20 protein-coding genes are annotated in these 24,605 nt (G+C 69.7%); 11 read left to right on the top strand and 9 right to left on the bottom strand.

The genetic code is table 11. From position 1 onward, the window contains the following. Positions 1 to 157: 157 nt before the first annotated feature. The gene (locus AB7I40_RS15910; RefSeq protein ID WP_428345715.1) at positions 158 to 1,858 is read right to left on the bottom strand and encodes a nitrite/sulfite reductase; all 1,701 of its coding nucleotides are present in this window, start codon (positions 1,856 to 1,858) and stop codon (positions 158 to 160) included. Positions 1,859 to 2,279: 421 nt separating this feature from the next. On the opposite strand from AB7I40_RS15910, the gene AB7I40_RS15905 reads away from it, so the two are divergent. Continuing rightward, positions 2,280 to 3,725 carry a glycine hydroxymethyltransferase gene (locus tag AB7I40_RS15905; RefSeq protein ID WP_428345716.1) on the top strand — a complete coding sequence of 482 codons (1,446 nt, stop codon included), beginning with the start codon at positions 2,280 to 2,282 and terminating at the stop codon, positions 3,723 to 3,725. Between the two features lie 21 nt (positions 3,726 to 3,746). Here the strand turns inward: AB7I40_RS15905 and AB7I40_RS15900 are convergent, their stop codons facing one another. Then, the gene (locus tag AB7I40_RS15900) at positions 3,747 to 4,466 is read right to left on the bottom strand and encodes a response regulator (protein WP_428345717.1); all 720 of its coding nucleotides are present in this window, start codon (positions 4,464 to 4,466) and stop codon (positions 3,747 to 3,749) included. After that, complete coding sequence (locus tag AB7I40_RS15895; protein ID WP_428345718.1) at positions 4,433 to 6,040, bottom strand: sensor histidine kinase; 1,608 nt, start codon at positions 6,038 to 6,040, stop codon at positions 4,433 to 4,435. Before AB7I40_RS15895 ends, AB7I40_RS15900 begins: the two co-directional genes overlap by 34 nt. 136 nt (positions 6,041 to 6,176) lie before the next feature. Here AB7I40_RS15895 and AB7I40_RS15890 point away from each other — a divergent pair, with 136 nt between their 5' ends. Further along, a complete protein-coding gene (locus AB7I40_RS15890; RefSeq protein ID WP_428345719.1) occupies positions 6,177 to 7,535 on the top strand; it encodes a cation:dicarboxylate symporter family transporter in 1,359 nt (452 codons plus the stop codon). Between the two features lie 54 nt (positions 7,536 to 7,589). Here the strand turns inward: AB7I40_RS15890 and AB7I40_RS15885 are convergent, their stop codons facing one another. Next, positions 7,590 to 9,227, bottom strand: coding sequence for an acyl-CoA dehydrogenase family protein (locus AB7I40_RS15885; RefSeq protein WP_428345720.1), 1,638 nt, complete (start codon positions 9,225 to 9,227; stop codon positions 7,590 to 7,592). Positions 9,228 to 9,245: 18 nt separating this feature from the next. Between AB7I40_RS15885 and AB7I40_RS15880 the strand changes: the two genes are divergently transcribed. Genes AB7I40_RS15880 through AB7I40_RS15870 form a run of 3 tightly spaced genes read left to right on the top strand, consistent with a single transcriptional unit; the run spans position 9,246 to position 11,671 of the window. After that, positions 9,246 to 10,211 carry a YihY/virulence factor BrkB family protein gene (locus AB7I40_RS15880; RefSeq protein ID WP_428345721.1) on the top strand — a complete coding sequence of 322 codons (966 nt, stop codon included), beginning with the start codon at positions 9,246 to 9,248 and terminating at the stop codon, positions 10,209 to 10,211. A 4-nt stretch (positions 10,212 to 10,215) separates the two neighbouring features. After that, positions 10,216 to 10,566 (top strand): hypothetical protein, encoded by a 351-nt coding sequence (locus AB7I40_RS15875; protein ID WP_428345722.1) that lies wholly within the window; start codon positions 10,216 to 10,218, stop codon positions 10,564 to 10,566. A 10-nt stretch (positions 10,567 to 10,576) separates the two neighbouring features. After that, positions 10,577 to 11,671, top strand: a complete 1,095-nt coding sequence (locus AB7I40_RS15870) for a potassium channel family protein (RefSeq protein ID WP_428345723.1) — start codon at positions 10,577 to 10,579, stop codon at positions 11,669 to 11,671. A 3-nt stretch (positions 11,672 to 11,674) separates the two neighbouring features. Here AB7I40_RS15870 and AB7I40_RS15865 read toward each other — a convergent pair whose 3' ends face one another. Then, a complete protein-coding gene (locus AB7I40_RS15865; protein ID WP_428345724.1) occupies positions 11,675 to 12,274 on the bottom strand; it encodes a hypothetical protein in 600 nt (199 codons plus the stop codon). 74 nt (positions 12,275 to 12,348) lie between these two features. Between AB7I40_RS15865 and AB7I40_RS15860 the strand changes: the two genes are divergently transcribed. Continuing rightward, positions 12,349 to 13,743 carry an NAD-dependent succinate-semialdehyde dehydrogenase gene (locus AB7I40_RS15860; protein WP_428345725.1) on the top strand — a complete coding sequence of 465 codons (1,395 nt, stop codon included), beginning with the start codon at positions 12,349 to 12,351 and terminating at the stop codon, positions 13,741 to 13,743. Here AB7I40_RS15860 and AB7I40_RS15855 read toward each other — a convergent pair whose 3' ends face one another. The 3 genes from AB7I40_RS15855 to AB7I40_RS15845 all read right to left on the bottom strand — a co-directional run bounded on the left by AB7I40_RS15855 (position 13,744) and on the right by AB7I40_RS15845 (position 20,316). Next, entirely contained in the window at positions 13,744 to 14,532 is a 789-nt protein-coding gene (locus AB7I40_RS15855) for a caspase family protein (RefSeq protein WP_428345726.1), read from the bottom strand. A gap of 34 nt (positions 14,533 to 14,566) precedes the next feature. Next, a complete protein-coding gene (locus tag AB7I40_RS15850) occupies positions 14,567 to 19,807 on the bottom strand; it encodes a CHAT domain-containing protein (RefSeq protein ID WP_428345727.1) in 5,241 nt (1,746 codons plus the stop codon). 74 nt (positions 19,808 to 19,881) lie between these two features. Then, positions 19,882 to 20,316, bottom strand: a complete 435-nt coding sequence (locus AB7I40_RS15845; protein WP_428345728.1) for a MarR family winged helix-turn-helix transcriptional regulator — start codon at positions 20,314 to 20,316, stop codon at positions 19,882 to 19,884. Between the two features lie 79 nt (positions 20,317 to 20,395). On the opposite strand from AB7I40_RS15845, the gene AB7I40_RS15840 reads away from it, so the two are divergent. Both AB7I40_RS15840 and AB7I40_RS15835 read left to right on the top strand, forming a co-directional pair. Further along, positions 20,396 to 20,836 (top strand): OsmC family peroxiredoxin, encoded by a 441-nt coding sequence (locus AB7I40_RS15840; RefSeq protein WP_428345729.1) that lies wholly within the window; start codon positions 20,396 to 20,398, stop codon positions 20,834 to 20,836. A gap of 60 nt (positions 20,837 to 20,896) precedes the next feature. Continuing rightward, positions 20,897 to 21,763: a hypothetical protein gene (locus AB7I40_RS15835; RefSeq protein ID WP_428345730.1), complete on the top strand. Its 867-nt coding sequence runs from the start codon at positions 20,897 to 20,899 to the stop codon at positions 21,761 to 21,763. Between the two features lie 5 nt (positions 21,764 to 21,768). Here the strand turns inward: AB7I40_RS15835 and AB7I40_RS15830 are convergent, their stop codons facing one another. Then, positions 21,769 to 22,782 carry a LuxR C-terminal-related transcriptional regulator gene (locus AB7I40_RS15830; protein WP_428345731.1) on the bottom strand — a complete coding sequence of 338 codons (1,014 nt, stop codon included), beginning with the start codon at positions 22,780 to 22,782 and terminating at the stop codon, positions 21,769 to 21,771. Positions 22,783 to 23,112: 330 nt separating this feature from the next. Here AB7I40_RS15830 and AB7I40_RS15825 point away from each other — a divergent pair, with 330 nt between their 5' ends. The 3 genes from AB7I40_RS15825 to AB7I40_RS15815 all read left to right on the top strand — a co-directional run bounded on the left by AB7I40_RS15825 (position 23,113) and on the right by AB7I40_RS15815 (position 24,542). Continuing rightward, positions 23,113 to 23,694, top strand: coding sequence for a GAF domain-containing protein (locus AB7I40_RS15825; RefSeq protein WP_428345732.1), 582 nt, complete (start codon positions 23,113 to 23,115; stop codon positions 23,692 to 23,694). Between the two features lie 178 nt (positions 23,695 to 23,872). Further along, positions 23,873 to 24,277, top strand: coding sequence for a DUF302 domain-containing protein (locus tag AB7I40_RS15820; RefSeq protein ID WP_428345733.1), 405 nt, complete (start codon positions 23,873 to 23,875; stop codon positions 24,275 to 24,277). A gap of 1 nt (position 24,278) precedes the next feature. Continuing rightward, entirely contained in the window at positions 24,279 to 24,542 is a 264-nt protein-coding gene (locus AB7I40_RS15815; RefSeq protein ID WP_428345734.1) for a metal-sensitive transcriptional regulator, read from the top strand. Positions 24,543 to 24,605: the final 63 nt, after the last annotated feature.

Raw genomic sequence — 24,605 nt, 5'->3', positions numbered from 1 at the left:
GTCTCCCCTCGAGATGGCTGCGGCCGCAGTTGGCCGATCATCTTCAAGGAGAAGGCGCGTTGGCAGTCCCGGCATTCCCAGGACCCGGCCGCCGCCTCGTGGGGCCACAGGTTCTGGTCACCGCAGTAGGGGCAGTGGAAGGGAATCGCACGCTCGGTCATGTGACCGGCTCCAGGGCCTTCTCGCCGCGCAGGTGCACCTCGTCGGCGCGCGCGGCCCAGACCGCGAACGACTCGCCCTCGGTGCGATCGCCGAGGTAGGCGGTGACCACCTCGGTGACGTAGTCGTCCAGCCCTGCACTCGTCACCTTGTGCGCGCGCAGCTTGCGGCCGAAGTTGGCGTTGAGCCCGAGCGCGCCGCCGAGGTGCACCTGGAAGCCCTCGACCTGGTTGCCGTCGGCGTCCATCACCAACTGGCCCTTGAGGCCGAAGTCGGCGACCTGGGTGCGCGCACAGGCGTTCGGGCAGCCGTTGACGTTGATGGTGATGGGCGTGTCGAGATCGGGGAAGCGCTTCTCGAGCTCGTCGACCAGGTCGCGAGCGCGGTCCTTGGTGTCGACGATGGCGAGCTTGCAGAACTCGATGCCGGTGCAGGCCATCGTGTTGCGTCGCCAGTTCGACGGATTGGCGCTGAGCCCGATCTTCTCGGCAGCCGCCACGAAGGCGTCGACGCGGTCAGCCTCCACGCCGAGCACGACGAGCTTCTGGTACGCCGTGAGCCGGGCCCCGGCCGCGCCGTACTCCTCGATGAGGTCGGCGAGCGCTACCAGCGCCGTGCCGGACACGCGTCCGGCGGTCGGTGCGATGCCGACGTAGAACTTGCCGTCCTTCTGCGCGTGGACGCCGATGTGGTCGGCCTGCTGCACGGGCACCTCGGGGGAGGGGCAGTCGACGAGTGCGCGGTGGAGGTACTCGGTCTCGAGGATCTCGCGGAACTTCTCCTTGCCCCAGTCGGCGACCAGGAACTTGAGGCGGGCACGCGAGCGGAGCCGGCGGTAGCCGTAGTCGCGGAAGATGGAGGCCACGCCCTCCCAGGCGTCGGCCACCTCCTCGAGCGGGATCCAGACGCCGAGCTTCTGGGCCAGCATCGGGTTGGTGGACAGGCCGCCTCCGACCCAGAGGTCGAAGCCGGGCCCGTGTTCGGGGTGCACGGTCCCGACGAAGGAGACGTCGTTGGTCTCGGGGGACACGTCGTGGCTCGGGTGTCCGGTGAGCGCGGTCTTGAACTTGCGCGGGAGGTTGGAGAAGTCCTTGTTGCCGATGAAGCGGCGCTTGATCTCCTCGAGCGCGGCGGTGCCGTCGATGATCTCGTCTGCGGCCACCCCGGCGACAGGGGAGCCCAGGAACGGCCGGGGCGAGTCCCCGCAGGCTTCCTGGGTGTCGAGGCCGGCAGCCTCGAGTCGCTCCCAGACCGCGGGCACGTCCTCGATGCGGATCCAGTGGTACTGGATGTTCTCGCGATCGGTGACGTCGGCGGTGTCGCGGGCGAAGTCCTGCGAGACGGTCCCGAGCGCGCGGACGGCGTCGGCGGTGAGCAGTGCGCCGTCGGAGCGGACCCTCATCATGAAGTAGGAGTCGTCGAGCTCCCAGGGCTCCAGGGTGGCGGTCTTGCCGCCGTCGAAGCCGGGCGCCCGCTGGGTGTAGAGCCCCCACCAGCGCATCCGGCCGCGCAGGTCGTTGGGGTCGATCGAGGCGAAGCCGCGCTTGGAGTAGATGTTCTCGATCCGGGCGCGCACGTTGAGCGCGTCGTCGTCCTTCTTGAACTGTTCGTTGGCGTTCAGCGGCTCGCGGTAGCCGAGAGCCCACTGTCCTTCACCGCGCTTGGGGCGGGGTCGGCGGGCGGGAGCCTGCTCAGTCATGCTCATCCTTGTCTCAAGGAGACGCTCGATCCGCTGGTCGGGATGTCCCGCTTCGTTGCGGGGCATCTGCTGGCCGGCGTCCGGCGCCCAGTCCGGTGTCACGGTGGGTGTCGGGCGGTCGCGCCAGGTGCCTGGGGCGACTCAGGTCAGCAGGGCCAACACATCATGCTGCCGGTGCGGCCGAGGTCCACGTGGCGTCGAACCACGAGGAAGGCGCTCGTTGCAGCACTGATCATGAAACGAGTCTCACGGGTCGGACGCCGTTTCCACAAGTTGAAATCTCATGGCGTGAGATGTAGCGCCACCATGTGAGATACGCCATCGACCTGTCGCAGATGTACACACGAGTAACATCGACCTGTCGCAGATGTACAGCGGATCCGCACATCCGAAGCGTGGGGCAGGTCACTAGCATGTCGCCATGACCGATTCCTTGTCGCAGTTGACCAGCAGCGCCTACAGCCAGGCCCTCGAGGTCATTGCCTCCGTCGAACCCCGCATCGCCGACGCCACCCGCAAGGAACTGGCTGACCAGCGAGCCTCCCTGAAGCTGATCGCCAGTGAGAACTACGCGTCTCCGGCGGTGCTGCTGACGATGGGCACCTGGTTCAGTGACAAGTATGCCGAGGGCACGGTCGGTCACCGGTTCTACGCCGGCTGTCAGAACGTCGACACCGTCGAGGCGCTCGCCGCCGAGCACGCCCGCGAGCTCTTCGGTGCCGAGTACGCCTATGCCCAGCCGCACTCCGGGATCGACGCCAACCTGGTCGCCTTCTGGTCGATCCTGGCCCACCGGGTCGAAGGCCCGTGGCTGGAGAAGTTCGGCGCCAAGAACGTCAACGAGCTCTCCGAGGAGGACTGGGAGACGCTGCGCGCGGAGTTCGGCCACCAGCGCCTGCTCGGGATGTCGCTGGATGCCGGCGGTCACCTGACCCACGGCTTCCGCCCCAACATCAGCGGCAAGATGTTCCACCAGCAGCAGTACGGCACCGACCCGGTCACCGGGTTGCTCGACTACGACGTGGTCGCCGCCAAGGCACGGGAGTTCCGCCCGCTCGTGCTCGTGGCCGGCTACTCGGCCTACCCGCGGCGGGTGAACTTCGCCAAGATGCGCGAGATCGCCGACGAGGTGGGCGCGACCCTCATGGTCGACATGGCGCACTTCGCCGGGCTGGTCGCGGGCAAGGTGTTCACCGGCGAGGAGGACCCGATTCCCTACGCCCACATCACCACGACCACGACGCACAAGTCGCTGCGTGGTCCGCGTGGTGGTCTGGTCCTGGCCCAGGAGGAGTACGCCTCCTCGGTCGACCGGGGTTGCCCGATGGTGCTGGGCGGTCCGCTGTCGCACGTCATGGCCGCCAAGGCGGTCGCGCTGGCCGAGGCGCGACAGCCCTCCTTCCAGACCTACGCGCAGAACATCGCCGACAACGCCAAGTCGCTCGCCGACGGGTTCATGTCGCGCGGCGCCAAGCTCGTCACCGACGGCACCGACAACCACATCGTGCTGCTGGACGTCTCCTCCTTCGGCCTGACCGGGCGGCAGGCCGAGTCGGCGCTGCTGGATGCCGGCGTGGTGACCAACCGCAACTCCGTGCCCGCGGACCCGAACGGCGCCTGGTACACCTCCGGTGTCCGGCTGGGTACGCCGGCGCTGACCACCCGGGGCTTCGGACATGACGAGTTCGACCGGGTCGCCGAGCTGATGATCGACGTGCTGAGCAACACCCAGCCGGGGACCAACAAGGCTGGTGCACCGTCCAAGGCGACGTACACCCTGGCCGACGGGGTTGCCGACCGCACCAAGGCCGCGTCTGCCGAGATGCTGGACAAGCACCCGCTGTACCCCGGCCTCGTCCTCAGCTGAGGCGTGGACGCAAGGGACCACTCAACGGGGGGTCCAGCGGTACTCCACCTCCGGGCGGCCGCCGCCGCCGTACCGCGGCGCCCGGTCGACCAGCCCGGAGTCCGCAAGGTGCTCGAGGTAGCGCCGCGCGGTGACGCGGGCGGCACCGACCATCTCGGCCACCTCGGAGGCGGACAATGCGACGGGTGAGTCCCGCAGCCCTCGGGTGACGTCGCGCATCGTCTCGGCACTCATCCCCTTCGGCAGGACCTTGCCCGTGGCAGTGGTGCGCAGGGCGCCGAGCAGCTGGTCGACCTCGTCCTGCAGCACCTCGTCCGGTACGGCGGCCAGCTGGTCGCGGTAGGCGGCGTACTGCTCCAGCTTCTCGCGGAACGTCGCGAACGTGAACGGCTTGAGCAGGTAGAGCACCACGCCCTGCGCCACCGCGTGCCGCACGACCTCGGAGTCGCGGGCCGAGGTCACTGCGATCACGTCGCAGAGGTGGCCGGCCGCACGGAGCTTCTGCAGGAGCCCGAGGCCGTGCCCGTCGGGCAGGTGCATATCGAGCAGGATCAGGTCGACCTGGCCGTCACCGGACAGGTGTCGGGCGGCCTCCGCGGCCGATCGCGCCACCCCGGCGACCTCGAAGCCGTCGACGCGACCGACGTACGCCGCGTGCGCCTCAGCAGCGAGCGCCTCATCCTCCACGACCAGGACCCGGACGAGGCTCACGTGGTCACCGGCTCGGACGACGTGCTCCACGCCAGGGCAACGGTGAACTCGGCCCCGCCCAGCGGTGAGCGGCCGATGTCGATCGTGCCGCCGTGGCGCCGGGCCACCTGCGCGACCAGCGCCAGGCCGACCCCGCGGCCGCCGTCCTGCGCAGCCGAGGTCTTGGTGGTCCAGCCGCGCTCGAGGACGTGGGCGGCCTCCTGTTCGTCGAGACCGGCCCCGCTGTCGCCGACAGCGATGTCGACGACCAGGTCGGTGCTGGACAGACTCACTCGGACCCGGCGCTCGGCTTGACCGGTCACGGCGTCGAAGGCGTTGTCGATGAGGTTGCCGAGCACCGTGACCAGGTCGCGCGAGGCGATCCCGTGCTCGGTCGGCAGCTCGCCGGTGATCGTGAGGTCGATGCCGCGCTCGGCCGCCTCCGAGGTCTTGCCGAGCAGCAGCGCACCGACGACGGGGTCGCCGACCGCGCCCACGACGCGGTCGGTCAGCATCTGCGCCACCTGGAGCTCTTCGGTGGCGAAGGCGATGGCATCCTCGGGCCGGCCCATCTCGATGAGCGAGACCACCGTGTGCAGCCGGTTGGCCGACTCGTGGGTCTGCGATCGCAGCGATTCGGTGAGTCCCCGGACGACGGCCAGCTCCCCGGTGACCGACCGCAGCTCGGTGTGGTCGCGCAGGGACACGACGGCCCCGACGTCCTGTCCCTCCCAGGCCGCGGGCGCCGAGCTGACGACCAGCACGTGATCGCCGGCGACGTAGATGTCGTCGGATTCGGCGTTGCGGCTGAGGGCCGCCGCCACCAGCCCGGGTGGCAGCCCGAGGTCGTGGACGGATTGGCCCACCACGTCCTCGGGGAGGTCGAGCAGCCGCCTGGCCTCGTCGTTGACCAGCTGGACCCGGCCCTGGTCGTCGAGCAGCAGGAGCCCCTCGCGGACGGCATGGAGTACGGCGCTGTAGTACTCGAACATCCGGGTGATCTCGCGTTCGCCGAGCCCGTGGGTCTGGCGGCGGAGCCGCCGGCTGACCATCCAGGCGCCGGCCAGGCCGACCACGAGGACGAGCAGCCCGGCGACGAGGATCAGGAGCAGGTCATGGCGCAGCTGACGATCGATCTTCTCCACCGTGATTCCCACCGAGGTCAGCGCGATGACGCGGCCGTCGTCGAGGACCGGCACCACGGCGCGCATCGAGGGGCCGAGGGTCCCGGGGTACTCCTGGGTGAACACCGTGCCCTGCGGGGCCTCGCCCAGGTCGCCGACGAAAGGCAGGCCGATCTTGGTCGGGTCAGGGTGCGTCAGCCGGGTGCGGTCGAGCCGCATGATGGTGATGAAGTCGACGCCGGTGTCGGCGCGCACGTCCTCGGCGAACGGCTGCAGGATCGCCGACGCCGCCGGGTCGCTCTGGGGGATCGCCCCGACCACGGTGGGGGAGTCCGCGACGGCCCGCGCCACGACCACCGCCTGGTCGGTGGCGCTGTTGCGGGCGTCGCGCCGGGCGTCGTACGCCGCGAGGGCCAGTGCGGTGACCACCAGCACGAGCACCACGGCCACCTGGAGCAGCAGGATCTGGCGGGCGACCGACAGCTGCTGTCGTGTGCGCATATGCCGCATTGTGCCCCACTCGAGGATCTCGGGGTGACGGCGAACACAACGACCACAACGGTGACGCGGGTCACAGGCCTCGACACGATGCGATGGATGCCACCCGGGCGTACCGGGGCCGATCCAGGAGGAAAAGATGAGCGTGACGCAACAGCCGTCCGGCACGGCCCGCAAGGACAAGACCCACTATCTCTATCTCGCTGTGATCGGCGCCGTCGGCCTCGGCATCCTGGTCGGGATCATCTGGCCGTCGTTCGCGGTGGAGCTCAAGCCCTTGGGCCAGGCGTTCGTGGCCCTGATCCGAATGATGATCCAGCCGGTGATCTTCTGCACCATCGTGATCGGCGTCGGTTCGGTGGCCAGCGCGGCCAGGGTCGGCAAGGTCGGAGGGTTGGCGCTCGGCTACTTCATCGTGATGTCGACGTTCGCCCTGGCCATCGGCCTGGTCGTCGGCAACCTCCTCCACCCGGGCGACGGCCTGCAGATCGACGGCGCCGTCTCTGATGCGGGGCAGGCCCAGGCAGCTGGGGGACACGGCAGCACCGTGGACTTCCTCCTCGGCATCATTCCCGACTCCATGCTTTCGTCCCTGACCTCCGGTGAGGTGTTGGAGACGCTGATGGTGGCGCTGCTGGTCGGGTTCGCACTCCAGGGCATGGGGCGTGCCGGCGAGCCGATCCTGCGTGGTGTCGGGCATCTCCAGCGCCTCGTGTTCCGCGTCCTGGCGATGATCATGTGGGCCGCGCCCGTGGGCGCGTTCGGTGCGATGGCGGCGGTCGTCGGCGAGACCGGGGTGGATGCGCTGAAGAGCCTGGCGGTGCTGATGGTCGCGTTCTACCTCACCTGCGCGCTGTTCGTGTTCGGCATCCTCGGCACCCTGCTGAAGGTGGCCTCGGGAGTGAACATCTTCTCGCTGCTCAAGTATCTCGGCCGCGAGTTCCTGCTGATCGTCTCGACGTCGTCCTCGGAGTCCGCGCTGCCGCGTCTGATCGCGAAGATGGAGCACGCCGGGGTCGACAAGCCCACCGTCGGTGTGGTCGTGCCGACCGGCTACTCGTTCAACCTGGACGGCACCGCGATCTACCTGACCATGGCCTCGCTGTTCATCGCCGAGGCGCTGGGCGACCCGCTGAGCATCGGCGAGCAGATCTCCCTGCTGGTCTTCATGATGATCGCCTCGAAGGGGGCAGCCGGCGTGACCGGCGCCGGCATGGCGACCCTGGCCGGGGGGCTGAGCTCGCACCGCCCCGAACTGGTGGACGGCGTCGGCCTGATCGTCGGGATCGACCGGTTCATGTCCGAGGCCCGGGCTGTGACGAACTTCGCCGGCAACGCGGTGGCCACGGTGCTGATCGGTCACTGGACCGGCGGGCTCGACCGGGGTCGCTTGGATCGGGTGCTGGCCGGACAGGACCCGTTCGACGAGGCCACCATGCTCGATGGTGAGGATCACGAGACCCCTGCACCGGTCGTGACCGAGAAGCAACTGGTCTGAGAACGGCCGTCGGGTGGGGCCACGGGCTCCACCCGACGGGCCGCCAGGCCCCACTCAACGGGGAAGGGTGGGGGTGGTGCGCTCCACGATCGAGACCAGGTCGGCGCTCTGGAGCATGCCGAAGGTGCCGAGATACCCGGCGCCCAGGCGGCTGCTGCAGAACGCGTCGGCCACCTCGGCGGGGGCGAACCGCACCAGCAGGGAGCCCTGGAGGCAGGCCGCCATCGCCCCGGCCAGTCGGCGGGCTCCCGCCTCGCGGGAGAAGCTCTCGCCCAGCAGGGCCAGCGTGTCGTCCACCGCACGGTCCAGGCGGGAGTCGTTGCCACGGGCGAGACCGACCTCGGTGATCCAGGCCTGGAGGGACTCCGGTTCGCGCGACAACGCCCGGAGTACGTCGAGCGCGTTGACGTTGCCAGAACCCTCCCAGATCGAGTTCAGCGGCGATTCCCGGAACAGCAGCGGCATCCCGGACTCCTCGACGTACCCGTTGCCGCCCAGGCACTCGAGCGCCTCCGCGACCATGAACGGGGTGCGCTTGCACACCCAGAACTTGGCCAGCGGCAGGGCGATCCGGCGTAGCGCCGCCTCGTGCGGGTCAGCGGCGCCGTCCACCGCCGCCGCCAACCTGATCGCCAGCGCGGTGGCCGCCTCCGACTCCACCGCCAGGTCGGCGATCACGTTCTGCATGAGCGGCTTGTCGGCCAGCCGTGAGCCGAACGCCGAGCGGTGCGCCACGTGCCAGGACGCCTCGGCCAGGGCCCGCCGCATGAGCGAGGCCGACCCGAGGACGCAGTCCAGCCGGGTCGCGGCCACCATCTCCAGGATGGTGCGCACGCCGCGGCCCTCATCGCCGAGCCGCTGCGCCCAGGTCCCGTCGAACTCGAGCTCGCAGGACGCGTTGGAGCGGTTGCCCAGCTTGTCCTTGACGCGTACGACGTCCAGGCTGTTGCGTTCCCCCGAGGGCAGCACGCGGGGGACCAGGAAGCAGGTCAGGCCGCCCGGTGCCTGGGCCAGCACCAGGAACACGTCGTTCATGGGCGCCGAGGTGAACCACTTGTGCCCGTGCAGGGTGTAGTCGCCGGAGTCGGCGACCGGGCGCGCCACGGTCACGTTGGCCCGGACGTCGGAGCCACCTTGCTTCTCGGTCATCCCCATGCCGGCCAGCACACCGGCCTTCGACGCCGGCGCGCGCAGCCCCGGGTCATAGGTGGTCGAGGCGAGCAGGGGGGTCCAGTCGGCAGCCAGCGACGGGTCGACCTGCAGCGCCGGAACGGCGGCGTAGGTCATGGAGATCGGGCAGCCGTGCCCCGGCTCTGTCTGCGACCAGGCGAAGAATCCGGCGGCTCGGCGGACGTGGGCGTGGGGTGCGTCCGAGACCCACGGCGCGGCGGCCAGTCCGTGCCCGACGGCGCGCTCCATCAGCCAGTGCCAGGACGGGTGGAAGCCGACCTCGTCGATCCGGGTGCCGTAGCGGTCGTAGGTCGTCAGCTCCGGGTGATGGACGTTGGCGAGCCGGCCGTGCTCGCGGGCTTCAGCCGTGCCGGCCTCGGCGCCCAGCTCCTCCAAGTCATCCAGGAGCGACCTCGAGCCGTGCCGGATGACCGCCTCGGTGAGGGCCAGGTCGGACGTGACGACATTGTGACCCGTCAGCGGTGGTGACTGGTTGGTGGCTTCCCGGATCCGTGCGTCCATGTCGTTACCGTAGGCCTCATGAGTCCCACCGAGAATCCGAGCCTCTGGCTCCGGGTCCGGGGCAAGCTGTGGGAACTCCTCGTCGCCACCGTCAGCTCCTGCCTGCGCTACCGGGTCACCGGTCTGGCGGCGGAGGCTGCGTTCTTCGCGGTGCTGTCGATCCCGCCCCTCATCTTCGCGCTGGCCGGCGCCATCGGCTTCGTCTCCGAGCGGTTCACCGACGCCCAGATCGAGGACGTCAGCAACGCGATCATCGACTTCTCCTCGCGTGCCCTGACCGACGGCGTGGTCGACAAGATCATCACGCCGACGATCAACGACGTGCTGCGCGGAGGCCGGTACGACGTGATCTCCATCGGGTTCGTGCTCGCCCTCTGGTCGGGATCGCGAGCGCTCAACGTGTTCGTGGACACGATCACGATCATGCACGGCCTCGGCGGGCACCGGGGGATCGTCAAGACCCGGGCCCTGTCCTTCGGGCTCTACGTCCTCGGCCTGCTGACCGGCGCGATCACGCTGCCGCTGATCATCGCTGGGCCGGGGCTGGTCGACGAGGTGCTGCCGCCGCGGCTGGACTTCCTCAGTGACCTCTACTGGCCGATCGTCATCGTGCTGTGCGTCTGCTTCCTGGCCACGCTCTACCACGTCTCGGTGCCGGTGCGGACCTCCTGGAGCTTCAACCTCCCGGGGGCGTGCTTCTCGCTGACCTGCTGGGTGCTGGGCTCCTGGGCGCTGCGCGAGCTGCTGACCCTGACGGCCAAGGACTCGATGTCGATCTACGGCCCGCTCTCCGCGCCGATCGCGGTCCTGCTCTGGCTCTACCTGCTCTCGATCGCGGTCCTGATCGGGGCCGCCCTCAACGCGGCCTTCGACACCGTCTTCCCCCAGATGTCCACCACCAACGCCCGCAAGGAAGTCGTGGCCAGACTCCGCAGCCGCATCGGCCGGGCGGAGCCGGCGGTCATCGACGACGTGGAAGGATGAGCACGTGGCCAATGTGAACCTGCCGCTGCCGGTGGTCGTCGCCGGTGGCGCCCTGGCGCTCCTCGGCGGCTATCTCATCGGAGTGGTCGCCGGACCGGAGGCACCCGACCGCGCCACCGGGGTCGTGGAGTCCTACGACGCAACGACGACCACGCTCTGCCTCACCGGCGATGCCGTCGCCGAGCAGGCGGGTGTCGACGAGGACGGTGTCCTCTGCGGGTCCTGGCAGCGACCCCCTGGCGCGGCCAAGCCGGTCAAGGGTGACAGCTTCCGCTTCGTCACGATGCGGACCGCACAGTCTCCCGACTCCGAGTCGGGCGGCACCGTGCTGATCTACGGCGACGTCGTGGACTAGGTTCACCCCTGTGTCCCGAGATACTCCCGAGCCGGCGCTCGGCCGCATCCAGCTGCCGGAGACGACGCGCTCGCCGTGGTGGGAGCTGGGCAAACGGCTCCTGCTCGCGTTGGCCATCCTCGCGGGCACGGTGCTGCTGGTCTATGTCGACCGCAGGGGTTACACCGATGCCAACGACCCGACCGGCAAGGTCGGGTTCATCGACTCGATCTACTACACGACCGTCACGCTGAGCACCACCGGCTACGGCGACATCGCTCCCACGTCCGAGGGCGCACGACTGATCAACGCCTTCGTGATCACGCCGTTGCGCATCGCGTTCCTGGTCCTGCTGATCGGCACCACCCTCGAGGTCCTTGCCTCGCAGGGTCGCGAGATGTTCCGGGTCTCCCGGTGGAGGAAGAAGTACATGGACGAGCACATCGTGGTGGTCGGCTACGGCACCAAGGGCCGCAGCGCCGTCGAGACCCTGGTCAACAACGGCAAGCCGCGCGAGGGGGTCATGATCGTGGACCCGTCGCCCTCGGCGGTCGCGGACGCGGCCGGGGACGGCATCGCGATCGTGACCGGTGACGCCACCCGTCGCCAGGTGCTGCGCCGGGCCGGCGTGGAGCGGGCCAGCCAGGTGATCATCACCACCGACACCGACGCCACCAACGTGCTGGCCGCCCTCACTGTGCGCCAGCTCAACCCGGACGCCTACATCGTGGCGGCGGTCCGGGAGGAGGAGAACGTCCCCCTGATGAAGCAGAGCGGTGCTGACTCCGTCATCACCTCGGCGGACGCGGTCGGTCGGCTGCTCGGGCTCTCCACGCTGTCCCCGACGCTCGGGTCGGTGATGGAGGACCTGATGACCTACGGCGACGGCCTCGAGGTCGCTGAGCGCGAGCTCCTGGTCAACGAGGTCGGCAAGCAGCCGCAGCAGCTGCCCGACCAGGTCATCTCCGTGGTGCGTGACGAGAAGGTCTACCGCTACTTCGACCCGGTGGTGACCCAGCTGGCTCGCGGCGATCGCCTGGTCGTCGTACGCCCGGCGCGCGAGCTGCCGTGGGCGCCGCGCCCCGGCACCCACAACGAGACCACCTCGACCGAGACCGAGGACTGAGCCTCACGCCTCGGCTCGACCGCGCAGGTTGAGCAGCATCCGGCGCATCATCACGATATCGCCGAACTCCAGTCCGAGGTGCACCAGGATCATCGGGCTGGTCCATCGGTAGCGACACCGCATCCGGCTCAGCAGCCGGGTGCTTCCGTCCGGCTCGCGGTCCAACTGCCAGGTCCAGGTCAGGTCGTCGGCTGTGCCCCAGACCATCGAGTACGGCGCGCTCATGGCCAGGACCGGGAAGCTCACCCGGCCCGATGGGCTCATCGGCACGGTGTCCCCGACCGCGAGGTCCTGGAACTGCGGAAGGATCGTGACGGCGCTGGGCCGTCCGAGGTTGTCGATGAGGTCGTAGCTGTACCAGCCGGCCCGGTTCATCCCGACCTGCACCAGCCACGGCCACACCCTCTCCGGGGGAGCCTGGATGCTGATCGCGCGGGTCGCGGCGAACGACGGCCGGGGGACCAGGTCGTCGCCGGGTAGCGCGCGGACGGCCTCGGCCGCCGTGGCTCCCCAGGTCAGCTGCCACGGACGGATCCAGCGTAGGTAGGCCAGCGCTGTGGCGGCGAGGACACCGATCGGGGCCACCTGGATGCGTCGGCTCATGACTCAAATGTAGGGTCGGAGCAACGGACGCGGATCTCGGCGCAACGAAGCGCAGCTCGAACAGGGAGACAGCCATGAGCACCAGCACCACAGGACCCGACTACCAGGTCGTCAACCCCGCCACCGGCGAGGTCGTGGAGACCTTCGAGAAGGCCACCGATGCCGAGGTGGAGGCTGCCCTCGCGGCCACGCATGCGGCCTACGACATCTGGCGGGATGTGCCGATCGAGGAGCGTGCCGCCACGGTGAAGCGGATCGGCGAGCTGTTCGTCGAGCGTGCTGCGGACCTGGCTGCCATCGCCACCGAGGAGATGGGCAAGCCGCTCTCGGAGTCCCACGGGGAGGCTGAGTTCTGTGGCGAGATCTTCGACTACTTCGCCACCGAGGGCCCGACGCTGGCCGCCGACCAGCCGATCAAGACCTTCTCCGGTGGCAAGGCGGTCGTCCAGAAGCTGCCGATCGGAGCGCTGCTGGGGATCATGCCGTGGAACTACCCCTTCTACCAGATCGCGCGCTTCGCAGCGCCCAACCTGATGCTCGGCAACACGATCATCCTCAAGCACGCTGAATCGGTCCCGAAGTCGGCCCTCGCGGTCGCCCAGATCATGAAGGACTCCGGGCTTCCCGAAGGCGCCTACGTGAACCTGTTCGCGTCGTACGAGCAGATCGAGACGATCATCGGCGACCCACGCATCGCCGGGGTCTCCCTGACCGGTTCGGAGCGGGCCGGCGCCGTCGTGGCCTCGATCGCCGGCAAGAACCTCAAGAAGTGCGTCCTGGAGCTCGGCGGCTCCGACCCCTACGTCGTGCTGGACTCCGCCGACGTGAAGGCCGACGCGGACACCGCCTGGGAGACCCGGATCAGCAACACCGGCCAGGCCTGCAACTCCAACAAGCGGATGATCGTCATGCAGGACGTGTTCGACGACTTCGTCGCCCGGCTGACCGAGCATGCCAAGGACCTGGTCCCCGGCGACCCGGTCGAGGAGGCCGAGGGCACCTTCGCCCCGCTGTCCTCGCGCGCCGCGGCCGAGAACCTGGCCGCCCAGGTGGAGGACGCGGTGAGCAAGGGCGCCACCCTGCACGCCGGCGGTGTCCTGAGCGAGGGACCGGCGGCGTACTACTCACCGGCCGTCCTCACCGGGATCACCCCGGAGATGCGTGCCTACAAGGAAGAGCTCTTCGGTCCGGTTGCGGTCGTCTACTCGGTCACCAGTGACGACGAGGCGCTGGCCCTGGCCAACGACACGCCCTACGGCCTCGGTGGAGCCGTCTTCAGCACCGACCCCGAGCGCGCCAAGCGCGTGGCGGCCCGCCTCGAGGTCGGGATGTCCAACGTGAACTCACCTGCCGGTGAGGGCGCCGAGGTGCCCTTCGGTGGGGTGAAGCGCAGCGGCTTCGGTCGCGAGCTGGGTCCCCTCGGGATGGACGAGTTCGTCAACAAGCGGATGTTCTACGTCGCCGACTGATCACACCGTGAACGGCCGCTGCGTCAAGAACGCCGGGTCCGTCACGAGGTCGGAGTTCAGGTTGGGTGTCTGCTGGGTCGTCATGTTGGCCACGATGGCTGCGTGGAACGCCGGGTAGTCGCCCTGGAAGGCGGACTCCGCCCAGACCTCGAGCAGGCTCTGGGTGAAGGCGCCGTTGCCGGCACCGTCGAAGGACACCTCGTCGTCCTGGCACCCGGAGATCAGCAGCACGGACGAGGCGACCTCGACCTCACCGCGTCCGGCCAGCTGTGCCTGGACGGTCCGGTACGTCGAGCGGCGCAGCTCGTTGTCGCGACTGCAGACCTCGTCCGGCATCCCGCGCGAGATCCGGGTGTCGACGTCGTCGCGGACGACGGTCCCGCTGTGGCAGCTGTCGCTGATCACGAGGATGCGGACGCCGGCCGGGAACTGCGACCAGGCGACGCGGAGCTCGTCGTCGAGCAGCTGGCGGTCGAAGAGCACCCAGGTCTCGTCCTGGCCCTCGTCCTCGTCGCCGTCGGTGTCGTCGACCTGGCCGCCGTGACCTGAGTAGCTGACCAGGCACAGGTCACCTGGCGCAGCCTGTGCGGCCAGGGAGGCGAGCGCGGACACCACGCCGACCGAGGTGGCCTCCCCGTCGATCAGGGTCGAGGTGCTGAACCCCGCCGCCTCTGCCAGCGCCTTCATGCTGGCAGCGTCGTTGAGGCAGCCCTGGAGCTCGCCGTCCCACCCGTCGTACTGGGCGGGATCGACGTGGTTGAGTCCGATGTGCAGTGCGTGACCGGCCATGGGAGTTCCTTCGTGAGTGATGGGTGGTGGTGGGTCAGCGCCCGTCCAAGCGTTGCTCCGACGGTGCGGACCACGGCATGAGCGCGCGCCGGATCCCTTCGAGGCTCGAGCGCCGCTCGTTCGCCTCCTTGAACTGCGGTGGCAGACAGGCCTGGATGAGTTCGATCCAGCGCACGATGGTCTCCCGCTCGCGGGTGCTCACCCCCTGCTCGAAGATCCGCCCGTAGGTCTCGGCGACCACGCTCTGGTCCGGAGTCCCGGTGACGACGTGGTGGGCGAGCAGGGCATCGGCCGCCCGAGTGCGCTCGTAGGGCGCAGCCGACCAGGGTGCGGCCTCGGCGGCCGTCTTCACACCCTCGATCTCCTCGGCCCAGCCGGCGCACTTGCGCGACAGCGTCCGGCTTCGGGGCTGGTTGGCCGCGGCGAGGTACTCGAGGATCACCGCCGACAGCTGCGCGTACTGGGCGTCCTTGCCGCCGGGCGCCACGGCCTCCTGCGCCCTGCTGGCGTCGCGGAACGTCGATGCGGCGCTGAGCAGGGCCTCGGCCACCCCGTCTCGGGGCTGTCCCGGGGCGGCCAGTCGCCACAGGCGATGCTGGTCGACGGTCGCCTCGGCCATCAGGAGTTGGGCGTTGCCGGCCGACTCCTTCGTGCACGACGCCAGGTTGCGCCATAGGCCGAGCAGCTCGGTCGCCTTGGCGAAGTCCCGCTCGGAATCGGGCTGGTGGCAGCGCAACCGGTCAGCTCCGCGATGGGCGTGCGCCGTGCTCAGCTGCGCGATCACATCGAAGCCCGCCCCGGACCCTCCGGTGGCCATCGCTTCGCCGTACGCCGTGATCGCCTGGTCGTAGTCGCCGAGCGCGCGCCAGGCCTCACCGATGGACTGGTGCTCCTGGCCGCGGATCCAGCGCTGGCCGTCTCGCACCAGGTCGTTCAGCTGCCGCACCAGGTCCGCTGTGGATTCCGGGCAGGCCATGGTGGAGAGCTCGGTGATGGCCTGCAGCTGCTCGCGGAAGCCCCGGCGCGAACTCAGGTCACCGGTGCGCGTCGAGCGCCGCTCGCGCTCCAGCTGGAAGGCCGGCTCGCCGTACACCTGGTAGGCGCCCCAGGTGTTGGTGGTGGAGGCGAACTCGTCATGGATGCGTTTCCTGGCTTGCAACGCGGCGGCGCCCAGGTTGTCGCCCTCCAGCATGTGGTCGTAGAAGGTGTGGGCGAACCGGGACGCGGCCGCGTCATCGACCGCCCAGCCCGCAGCCACCACTGCCCGGATCCCGTTGTCGATCAGCTTGCGCGAGACGCTGGCGGCCAGTTTGTCAGCACGGCCCACCCCGCTGCCCAGGTGGCAGCAGTTCAGGAAGACCAGGTCCGGCGTGGTCTGCATCTGCTCGAACTCGGCGGCGGTGAGGTAGTCGTCCGGACCGATCCGGACACCACTGCGTTCGGGGTGATCGGCGTCGTAGCGGCCGTGTGCAGCGATGTGGATGATGCGGTACTCGTGCGCGAACAGAGCGTTGAGCACCATCTGGGTGTCGACGCGGCCGCCCTTGTCGTCGGGGATCAAGGCGCGCACCTCCCACCCGCGCGACTCCAGCAGGTCGGCCACTGCGCGGGCCTCGCGAACTGCGCCCGCGAGCTGCGGCGCCCCCTCGCCCTCACCGAGGTAGGGATCTCCGATGACCAGTGCCTTGCGCCCCGGTGAGGGCCGGACGAGGTCCCGGATCCGGGTGGACTCCAGGCGCCGGACCATGCCCACCTCGATGGCCATGGGCACCACTCCGTCGTCGAAGGACCGGGTGGCGAGCATCTCGAACGGCAACGCCGCCGCGTGCTCGTCGAGCATGTACATCACGTTCTCGCTCGGCCGTCCCTGGCCCTTCATCGAGCGGGGCACCAGCAGCTCGTAGAGCGTGTTGTTGATCTGCTCGTCGACCGAGGACGACCCCACCGACTGCTCGACCAGCGCGTCGATGATCCGGCGTTGCGCGGTCGTGACCTGGGTGGCGGCGCCGGCGCTGCGCCCGGTCTCGGTGAAGGACAGTGCCCACAGCGGGTCGGCACTGTCGCTGGGCTCCACCCCACTGACCCGGATGGTGCGCCACCGGTCGGAGTTGTAGTCCGAGCGCGGACTTCCCGATCTGCGGTCGGTGCCCTCGTTGAGCAGGGGGTCGATCTTCAGGAGGTCGTCCTCGTTGGCGGTCCTGTCCGGTTCGAGCCGCTTGGCGGCCGTGAGGGCCTCGATGGCCCGGTCCTCGTAGAGCTCGTAGATGGTCAGCGAGTTCACGTGGTGGGGCAGGCCGAGATCGCTCAGGCGTCGGTTGGCCCGGCGTACGCCGGTGATGGCGGCATTGACCGACGAGGGCACCGCCAGCGCTCCTGGGCCCATCGTGCCGATCAGGACCGTGGCGATGGCCAGCGAGCCGGCGTCGTCGTCGGTCTGGGCGGCGACCAGGCGCAGGCACGCCTGGGTGACCCCGGCGGTCAGGTCCCCGGGGCTCAGGTCCCCGGGATCTCCCAGTCCGATGACCGCAGCGCCTGGTCCGGCGGTCTCGGGACGCACGAACAGCTGGCAGGTGCCGCGTGGGCCCGGATACTGGCGGAGCAGCCGATGGCGGGCCAGGACGCCGTCCAGCCGGGCGTCGAGGGCCTTCTCCGCTCCGGCGATGGGGGTGCCGAACTGGGTGCCCACGATCAGCTTCTCGCTCGCTCCGGCGAGGTTGCCGTGCACCACCCGCACACTGAGGACGGTCTGCTCGCGCTCGGGAGGCACCGGAGCCCCCATCGAGGCCCAGACCAGGTCCGCATCGGTGGGGAACAGCACCGGGAAGGACTCCGGAGCCGGGCTCACCTCCGCGCCGGCGGCCGGGAACGGGTCAGGGGGGACCGCCGCCGGGTCCGCGAGGAGTCGCAGGACCAGGGTGAGCACACCGTCGTCGCGCACCAGCTGGTCGAACGGCACCCAGCGATAGTGCGAGCTCAGCCCGGCCGGGGGCTGGCGCAGGACGGTGTGACCATCGCCGGAGTCGGTGAACTGGAGCTCCCCGTCGGGCCCGGTGGTCCACGTGTAGGCGGCCCGGCCGAAGACGGCGCAGTAGCTGCCCCACGCGGCCTCGGGCAGCGGTTGCGAGGCGACGGCCGCACCGGCGAGGCCGAGCCGTGCCTCGAGTCGAGCCGCGATGGCTGCTGGGTCCTCGCCGCTGATCAGCGCAAGCCCCGCTGTGAGCGCCTCGCGGCCGGCGGCGCGGGCACCCGCCAGCGCACTCCCCTCGAGTGGGGGGCTGAGCAGGATGCGCCGCCCGAGCCTGCCGGGTGCCCGCGCGGGGTGGGCGTCACCGGGAGCAGCGCTTGCGGCGTCGGCGGCGAGGAGGATGCGGCACCCGGCACCGTGGGCGATCACGTGCACCGGCCCGGCGCCCGCGTGCGCGGCGATGGTCTCGTTGAGTCGGTCCGCTGCCGATGCCAGGTCCTCACCGGGACTGTAGGGGAAGGCCTGCAGGTGGGTGTCGAGCATGCTCGCGAGGGCGTCGTACGCCGGGACGAGTCCGGTGCTCTCCCATGGGCCGTCGTGGTCCAGGAACGTGTCGAGTCCCGCACCGCTGAGCGCCACCGGATCGGGCCAGAACTGGGTGCCCGCCACGCTGAGGGTCGAGCCGAAGGCGTCCGGGACCAGCACGACGGTGCCGGTGACCTGGGTGGCCGCGACCCCTCTGGTGGGACCGCGGCGTACCTCGGGCTTGATCTCGGAGAAGCCCGGTACGCCGTCCGGCTTGTCGGAGGTCATCCAGCGCTCGAGCGCGCCCCGGGCCGCCGGATCGGTGAAGTAGTTCGAGTGCGAGTAGGCAGGGCCCTTGAAGCTGGCCAGGCGGGCGCCGTTGAGCCGCGGCACCCCACGCGACATGGCGCCGGTGTTCACCACCATGTCGTGGTCCTCGCGGAAGAACAGATCGGCGCCGAGGACCTTGAGCCGCTTGAGCAGGCCGCTGCCCTCGACGTCGCCGGCAATGACCCCCAGGTGGTCGGTGGCACCGGGGCCGGGGCAGGTGTTCAGCGCGGCGATGAACGCGGACTCCGGCATCTGGGCCTCCAGCCCTGGCACGGCTCGTACGTCGGCGCGCTGGTCCAGGAAGGTGAGCAACAGGAGCTTGATCGCCTCGACGACCCCGGTGCCGGGGACGCCGGGCAGGAGCCGCATGGCGTTGAAGAGGTAGGTCGCGTACTGGTCCACACGGCGCGAGGCCAGGATGGTCCCACGCGCCGGGCAGGCCACTCGGGCGAACCTCTCCACGCTGAGGTCCCGCTCGGTCATCACCGCCCGCAGCGCCGGGAGCGCCTCCAGGTCGGGAGTGCTGCTGTCGGACTTGGCCAGGCGGGCCAGGATGCTGTCGAACTCGGCGTCGGACTCGCGCAGGTAGTGGCTCAGGGAGAGCGCCTCGCCGACGAGTCCACCCCTGGAGTGGCTCACCAGGTGGAGCTTCGAGCCGCGGGGCAGCAGGCGCGCGGCGTCCAACGCGTTCTCGACGGGGGTCTTGCTCAGGGTCGCGTGCTCCAGCGCGAACATGCGATCGCCGTACCTCGTGGAGAGCGTGGCCCACTCGTCCTTCTCCCGCAGTCCACCGAACGCCGCCTCGGTGTGGGAGAAGGTGCCGTGGAGCAGCACCAGGACGGGCTCGCTGGAGTCGTCGGTCTCCGCCTCGCACCGGTCGTCGGGATCGAGCCGCAGTGCTCGGTCGATCCGGTAGAGGCCGCGTCGCTTCGCCTTCTTGCGACGGATGGCCTCGGGTGCGTCGTCGGCACAGGGCCGGTCGATCCACTCCGAGACCCGCTGCATCGCGGCCCGGGCCACCGGGTCCAGGAGCGCCTTGGCGACGCGTTCGGGAGACACCTCGTCCAGGGTCTTCCTGAGGAGGGCCAGGGCGGCCTTGACGTCAGGATCGATCACGTCGAACGAGGAGCGGGTCACCCCGCTGATGGGGCTGGCGCCCCGGCCGACGGGCACCAGCTCTTCAAGCTCGGTATTGCCACGGCTGCTGGCCCTGCTGCGTGCGGCGCCAAGCGTGGTGAAGTGCACCAGTCCGTCGGAGGTCTCGATCTCGAGGATGTCGTCGTCGGCCCCGTCCAGGTCGATCTGGCGCTGGGCTCCGCGGGCCCCGCCCGCGCGGGTGGTGACCTCGTCGCGTCGGCGATATCTCACCTGGGCGCCGTACAGCTCCTCGAAGGCGTCCGGCGCACGGTCATCGCCTTCACGGGGGTAGCCCCGGACGGTCAGGCCACTGGACATGGCGACCCCTCTTAGGTCGACGGAGACACTGCGTCTCCACAGGGGAGGAGAACCCTGGTTCCTCTGTGATACCGCTACTTGGCGTGCGCGGCAAGTGCGCGCAGCGTGCCCTGCAGGGCGGCTGCCTGGGACTCGTCGAGGCCGAGGCTCTCGCCGATCGCGCAGTGGATCCGGGCCGACTCCGAGCGGAGCGCCTCGCCGGCCGGGGTCAGCGCGATCTGCACGAACCGTTCGTCCACGCTGCCACGGCGCCGGGTGACCAGCCCGCGGGCCTCCATCCGGCGCAGCAGGGGAGTCAGGGTGCCGTGGTCGAGGCGAAGCTGCTCACCCAGGTCCTTGACCGTGCACGACCCGGCGCCCCACAGGACGACCAGGACCAGCCACTGGGGATAGGTGAGGCCGAGTTCGTTCAGGAGCGGTCGGTAGAGGTTGGTCACGGCCCGCGATGCGGCGTAGAGGTCGAAGCACAGCAGCTCCTCGAGCGCGGGGGGCTGCTGCGTCGTGGCCATGGCCTCAGTCTCTCATGGCAGGGGTGTAGGTTGTGTCAACGTAACTTGTGCACAAGACAATTCGGGAAGAGGACTATTCATGCCCACTCGTACTGCTCGTACCGCCTGGACCGGATCGCTGGAGCAAGGATCCGGTCAGGTCGAACTCTCCAGCTCACACGTCGGCACCTATGACGTCTCGTTCCCCAAACGCGCCGCCGAGGACGCGGACGGCACCACCAGCCCCGAGGAGCTGATCGCCGCGGCACACTCCTCCTGCTACGCCATGCAGCTCTCCGCCCTCGTTGCCGCTGCCGGCGGCACCCCGCAGGCCCTCGACGTCCAGGCCGACGTCTCGCTCGGGCCGGACCCGGCCGGCGGGTTCCGCCTGACCGGCATCACGCTCACCGTGCGCGGCGAGGTCGACGGGCTCGACGCCGCCGGCTTCGAGCAGGCGGCGCAGGACGCGAAGGCGACCTGTCCGGTCAGCAAGGCCCTCACCGGCGTCGAGATCACCCTCGACGCTGCGCTCGAGGGCTGACGACTCCGGGGACCTCTGGCTAGAGTGGACGGCTGACTCGTCGCCTCTCGAAGGATCCTGATGCCCCGGACCACCACGAACGCCTCCTCGCTCACGGCCCGTCGCCTGGTTCTGCCCCTCGCAGTCACCCTGGCGGCGGGCCTTGTCCTTGCTGCTCTCCTCGCTCCGACGTCCGCCCGGCCCGCCCCCTCCACCAGCGCCCGGGCCTGGGAGTCGGTGACCCGGTTGGCCGTTGTGAAGGACGCCAGGATCACCGAGAACAGCGGGATGTCGCGCAGCACCTACCCACGCCAGACCCTGTTCGTGCACAACGACTCCGGCGGGGGAGCCCGGTTCTTCGCGATCGGCGTCGGGGGGCGCACCCAGGCCGCCTTCGGTGTGCCCGGCGCACCTGCCAAGGACTGGGAGGACATGGACTCCGGGCCCGGCCACACGCTGTGGTTCGGTGACATCGGCGGCAACCGCAGCGCGGTGAACGTCGTACGCGTCAAGGAGCCGAAGCGACTGGCCAGCCGGGCGCTGCGGCACACCTCCTACGTGCTGACCTACCCCGACGGTGCGCACAACGCCGAGGCCATGATGGTCCAGCCGCGCACGGGCCGGGTCTTCATCATCACCAAGGCCACATCAGGGGCGGCGATCTACCGGGCGCCCGTCACCCTGTCGCGGACCCGACCCAACGCGCTGGTGAAGGTGGCCGACGCCCCCCGAGGCCTGAGCGGAGCCGACTTCGCACCGGGTGGGAACAGGTTCGTGTTGCGGCAGTACCACTCGGCGTTCGTCTACTCGAAGGTCGGCGGCGCCGGGGTGCAGTTCAAGCTGCCCGACGCACACACGTTCGGTGAGGCGGTGACGTTCACCAGGCGTGGTGCGCTGGTGTTCGGTGCCGAGGGCGTCAACGAGTGGCTCTGGATCGCCCGGCACTGAGCCGGTCAGTCCATCACTGACTGATCCGCATCGGGATCGCCATGGTCCTGCTCGTGGGACAGGTATCCGTTGCGCACGCCCCAGAGCACGGCCTGCGACCTGCTGGTCACGTTGATCTTGCGGTAGGCCGAGCGGATGTAGGTCTTCACCGAGTTGATGCTCAGGTGCATCCGGGTCGCGATCTCCCGGTTGGTGGCACCGGCGGTGATCAGTGCCATCAGCTCGGACTCCCTGGCCGACAGGATGGACTCCTCCTCGGCAGGCGCAGTCGCCGGGAGGGGGCCGCCCGAGGTGGCGGGAGAGACGCCTCGCACCGCCTCGGCCATCGCTGCCGTGGCCTGGAGACCGGGCACCCGGCGGCGCGCCATCAGCAGCTCAGCAACCTCGCGGATCCCCAGCTTCGACTCCGCGGCCATCGCCTGGAGAGCCACCGCCGCGGCAGGCTCGGACAGGCCGCAGCGCTCGATGAGCATGCCTTTGGCCTGCTCCACCTTCGCCAGTGCGGCTGGCAGGTGCCCGTCGAGGGTGCTGATGTTGACCAGCCGATTGAGCGCTCCGGAGCAGGTGGCGGCCAGGGTGGCGAACTGGGCTCGCAGGAACTCGTCGAAGTCCTGCTCACCCAGGTAGTGCGCCACCAGGAAGCCCAGCGGCTCGGTGTCGGTCTGCAGTGGCAGGCAGGCGGCCGCCTCGAACTCGATCTGCGACATGAGGTCGGCGGTCGCAGGGTAGGTGAGGGTGGTGACCTCCTGGTTGGACAGGAAGACCGCTTCACCCGAGCGCATGGCCGACGGCGCCGGCCGGTCCGCGTTCGCCAGCACTGAGTCCAGGTCCTCCAGGGCCGGGGAGTCGGCACCGCGATAGACGATGGCGACGCGGGACCCGTTCAACACCCCGACCGAGACCCCGGTGCCGCCGAGGGCCAGCACGGCGGATTCGGCTGCCGTGACCAACGTGTGGAACGACTCCGCCGCGGCGACCGCGGCGTACGCCTGTTCGAGTTGGGGCAACCGGTGGGGCAAGGGACCGCCTGTTCTGTGTGGACGTCAGGACGCACAGCCCCGCCAGATGACGCGGGACCCGCATGGCGGCGCAGGGCCGCAGAGCACTGTGTCAGGAATTGAGTGCCGTCTCCTCACCCCTAGGGGGGTGGATTTGTTCCCGACGAACCGTCCACTTTGGTTGGGTGGGGGCGGCACGGGCACGTCTCGGTGGACTCACGGGCGGAGTGCAGCGCGTAGGCCCCCGGCGTACGGTCGACAACGAGTACGCCGCAGGGGTGAGCGTGCATGGTGCTGGCTGGTTCGGGCACATGGACCCCAACGTCCGCAAATCTCGGAGGGAGTGTCGCCATGGAGCCAGTGCCCGAGACTGATGTTGCGCTGGATGAGTACATGCGCGACGACGATCCTCGCGACGACCTGCTGCAGATGGGCCGGCTGGTACGGCGGATCGTGCCGCAATGCGTGGCCATGAGCATGACCATGGTCGAGGACGAGCTGACGTTCACGCTCGTCGCCCGCGACCGAAGCGCCTCGCGGGTGCCCGCGCAACGGGCGATCGCGGAGGACTGCATCGAGAGCAGCCTGTCGCTGCCCATCGTCGAGTCCGGCAGGGTGGTGGCCGGCCTGTCGCTCTATGCCGCCACGGCGGATGCTTTCGACGGTCATCACGAGGAGTTGGCCCGTGCTTTGGGTGCCTCGGTCAGCGGGGTCGTGTCCAATGGCGATCTTTCGTTCAGCACGAGGCGACGCGCGCGGGAGGCACCTCAGCAGTTGGCGGACCGCAAGGACGTCGACGTGACGGTCGGGCTGCTGGCCGCCGATCGCAACCTGGACCTGCGCACCGCCCGGCAGCTCCTCGCCGAGATCGCGATCCGGGCCGGCGTCACGGCTGCTGCCGCGGCCAGGGTGCTGCGCTTCAGTCGCCCCTGAGTCCGCGACTGCACCAACCGTGCACGGTGCACGGTTGCGTCGGTCGAACCAGCCTCGTGCGCGTCACAACCATGCAGCCTGCATCGTTGTGTCGGTGCGCGGTCGCGAATGGCATACCCCCATGGGTATTTGCTACGCTGGCGGAGCACGGATTCCCCGAGCCCCCGAGGAGAGATCGATGAGCTTCACGATCAGCGTCACCACGAACCGTCCCTACGCGGATGCGGTGGAGGCGGTGCGGACCGCGCTTGCCGACCAGGGGTTCGGGGTGCTCACCGAGATCGACATCCGGGCGACGATGAAGGCCAAGCTCGACGTCGACGTGGCTCCGCAGGTCATCTTGGGTGCCTGCCGACCTCAGCTGGCCCACCAGGCGCTGCTCAAGAACCCGTCGCTGGCCGCGGTGCTCCCGTGCAACGTGGTCGTCCGCGCTCTGGACGACCAGACCTGCATCGTCGAGGCGTTCGATCCGGAGGCGATGATGGGCCTGGCCGGCGACGACCTCCGTGAGATCGCCACCGACGCGCGTCAGCGCATCACGGCCGCTCTCGACGCACTCTCATCTGCTCCCGTGGAGGCCTGACATGGAACTCGATCCTGCCGAGATGACACCGGTGATCAACCGCATCAAGCGCGCCCAGGGCCAGCTGGCCGGCGTCCTCAAGATGCTCGAGGAGGGCCGGGACTGCGAGGACGTCGTCACGCAACTGGCGGCGGTGTCCAAGGCCCTCGACCGGGCTGGGTTCGCGATCGTGGCGACCGGCCTGCAGCAGTGCCTCACGCAGGGCGATGGCCTGGACAGCCTGGATGTGAAGAAGATGGAGAAGCTCTTCCTCTCGCTGGCCTGAGCCGAGCGCCGTACACGGTGACCACGGTCCTCCCTGGGTGGGACCTCCGGCTCTGCTGGGTGC

The organism is Nocardioides sp., from assembly GCF_050246775.1.
Lineage (GTDB): Bacteria > Actinomycetota > Actinomycetes > Propionibacteriales > Nocardioidaceae > Nocardioides.
The sequence above is the reverse complement of the archived record's forward strand: the minus strand, read 5'-3'. Positions and strand labels throughout refer to the sequence as shown.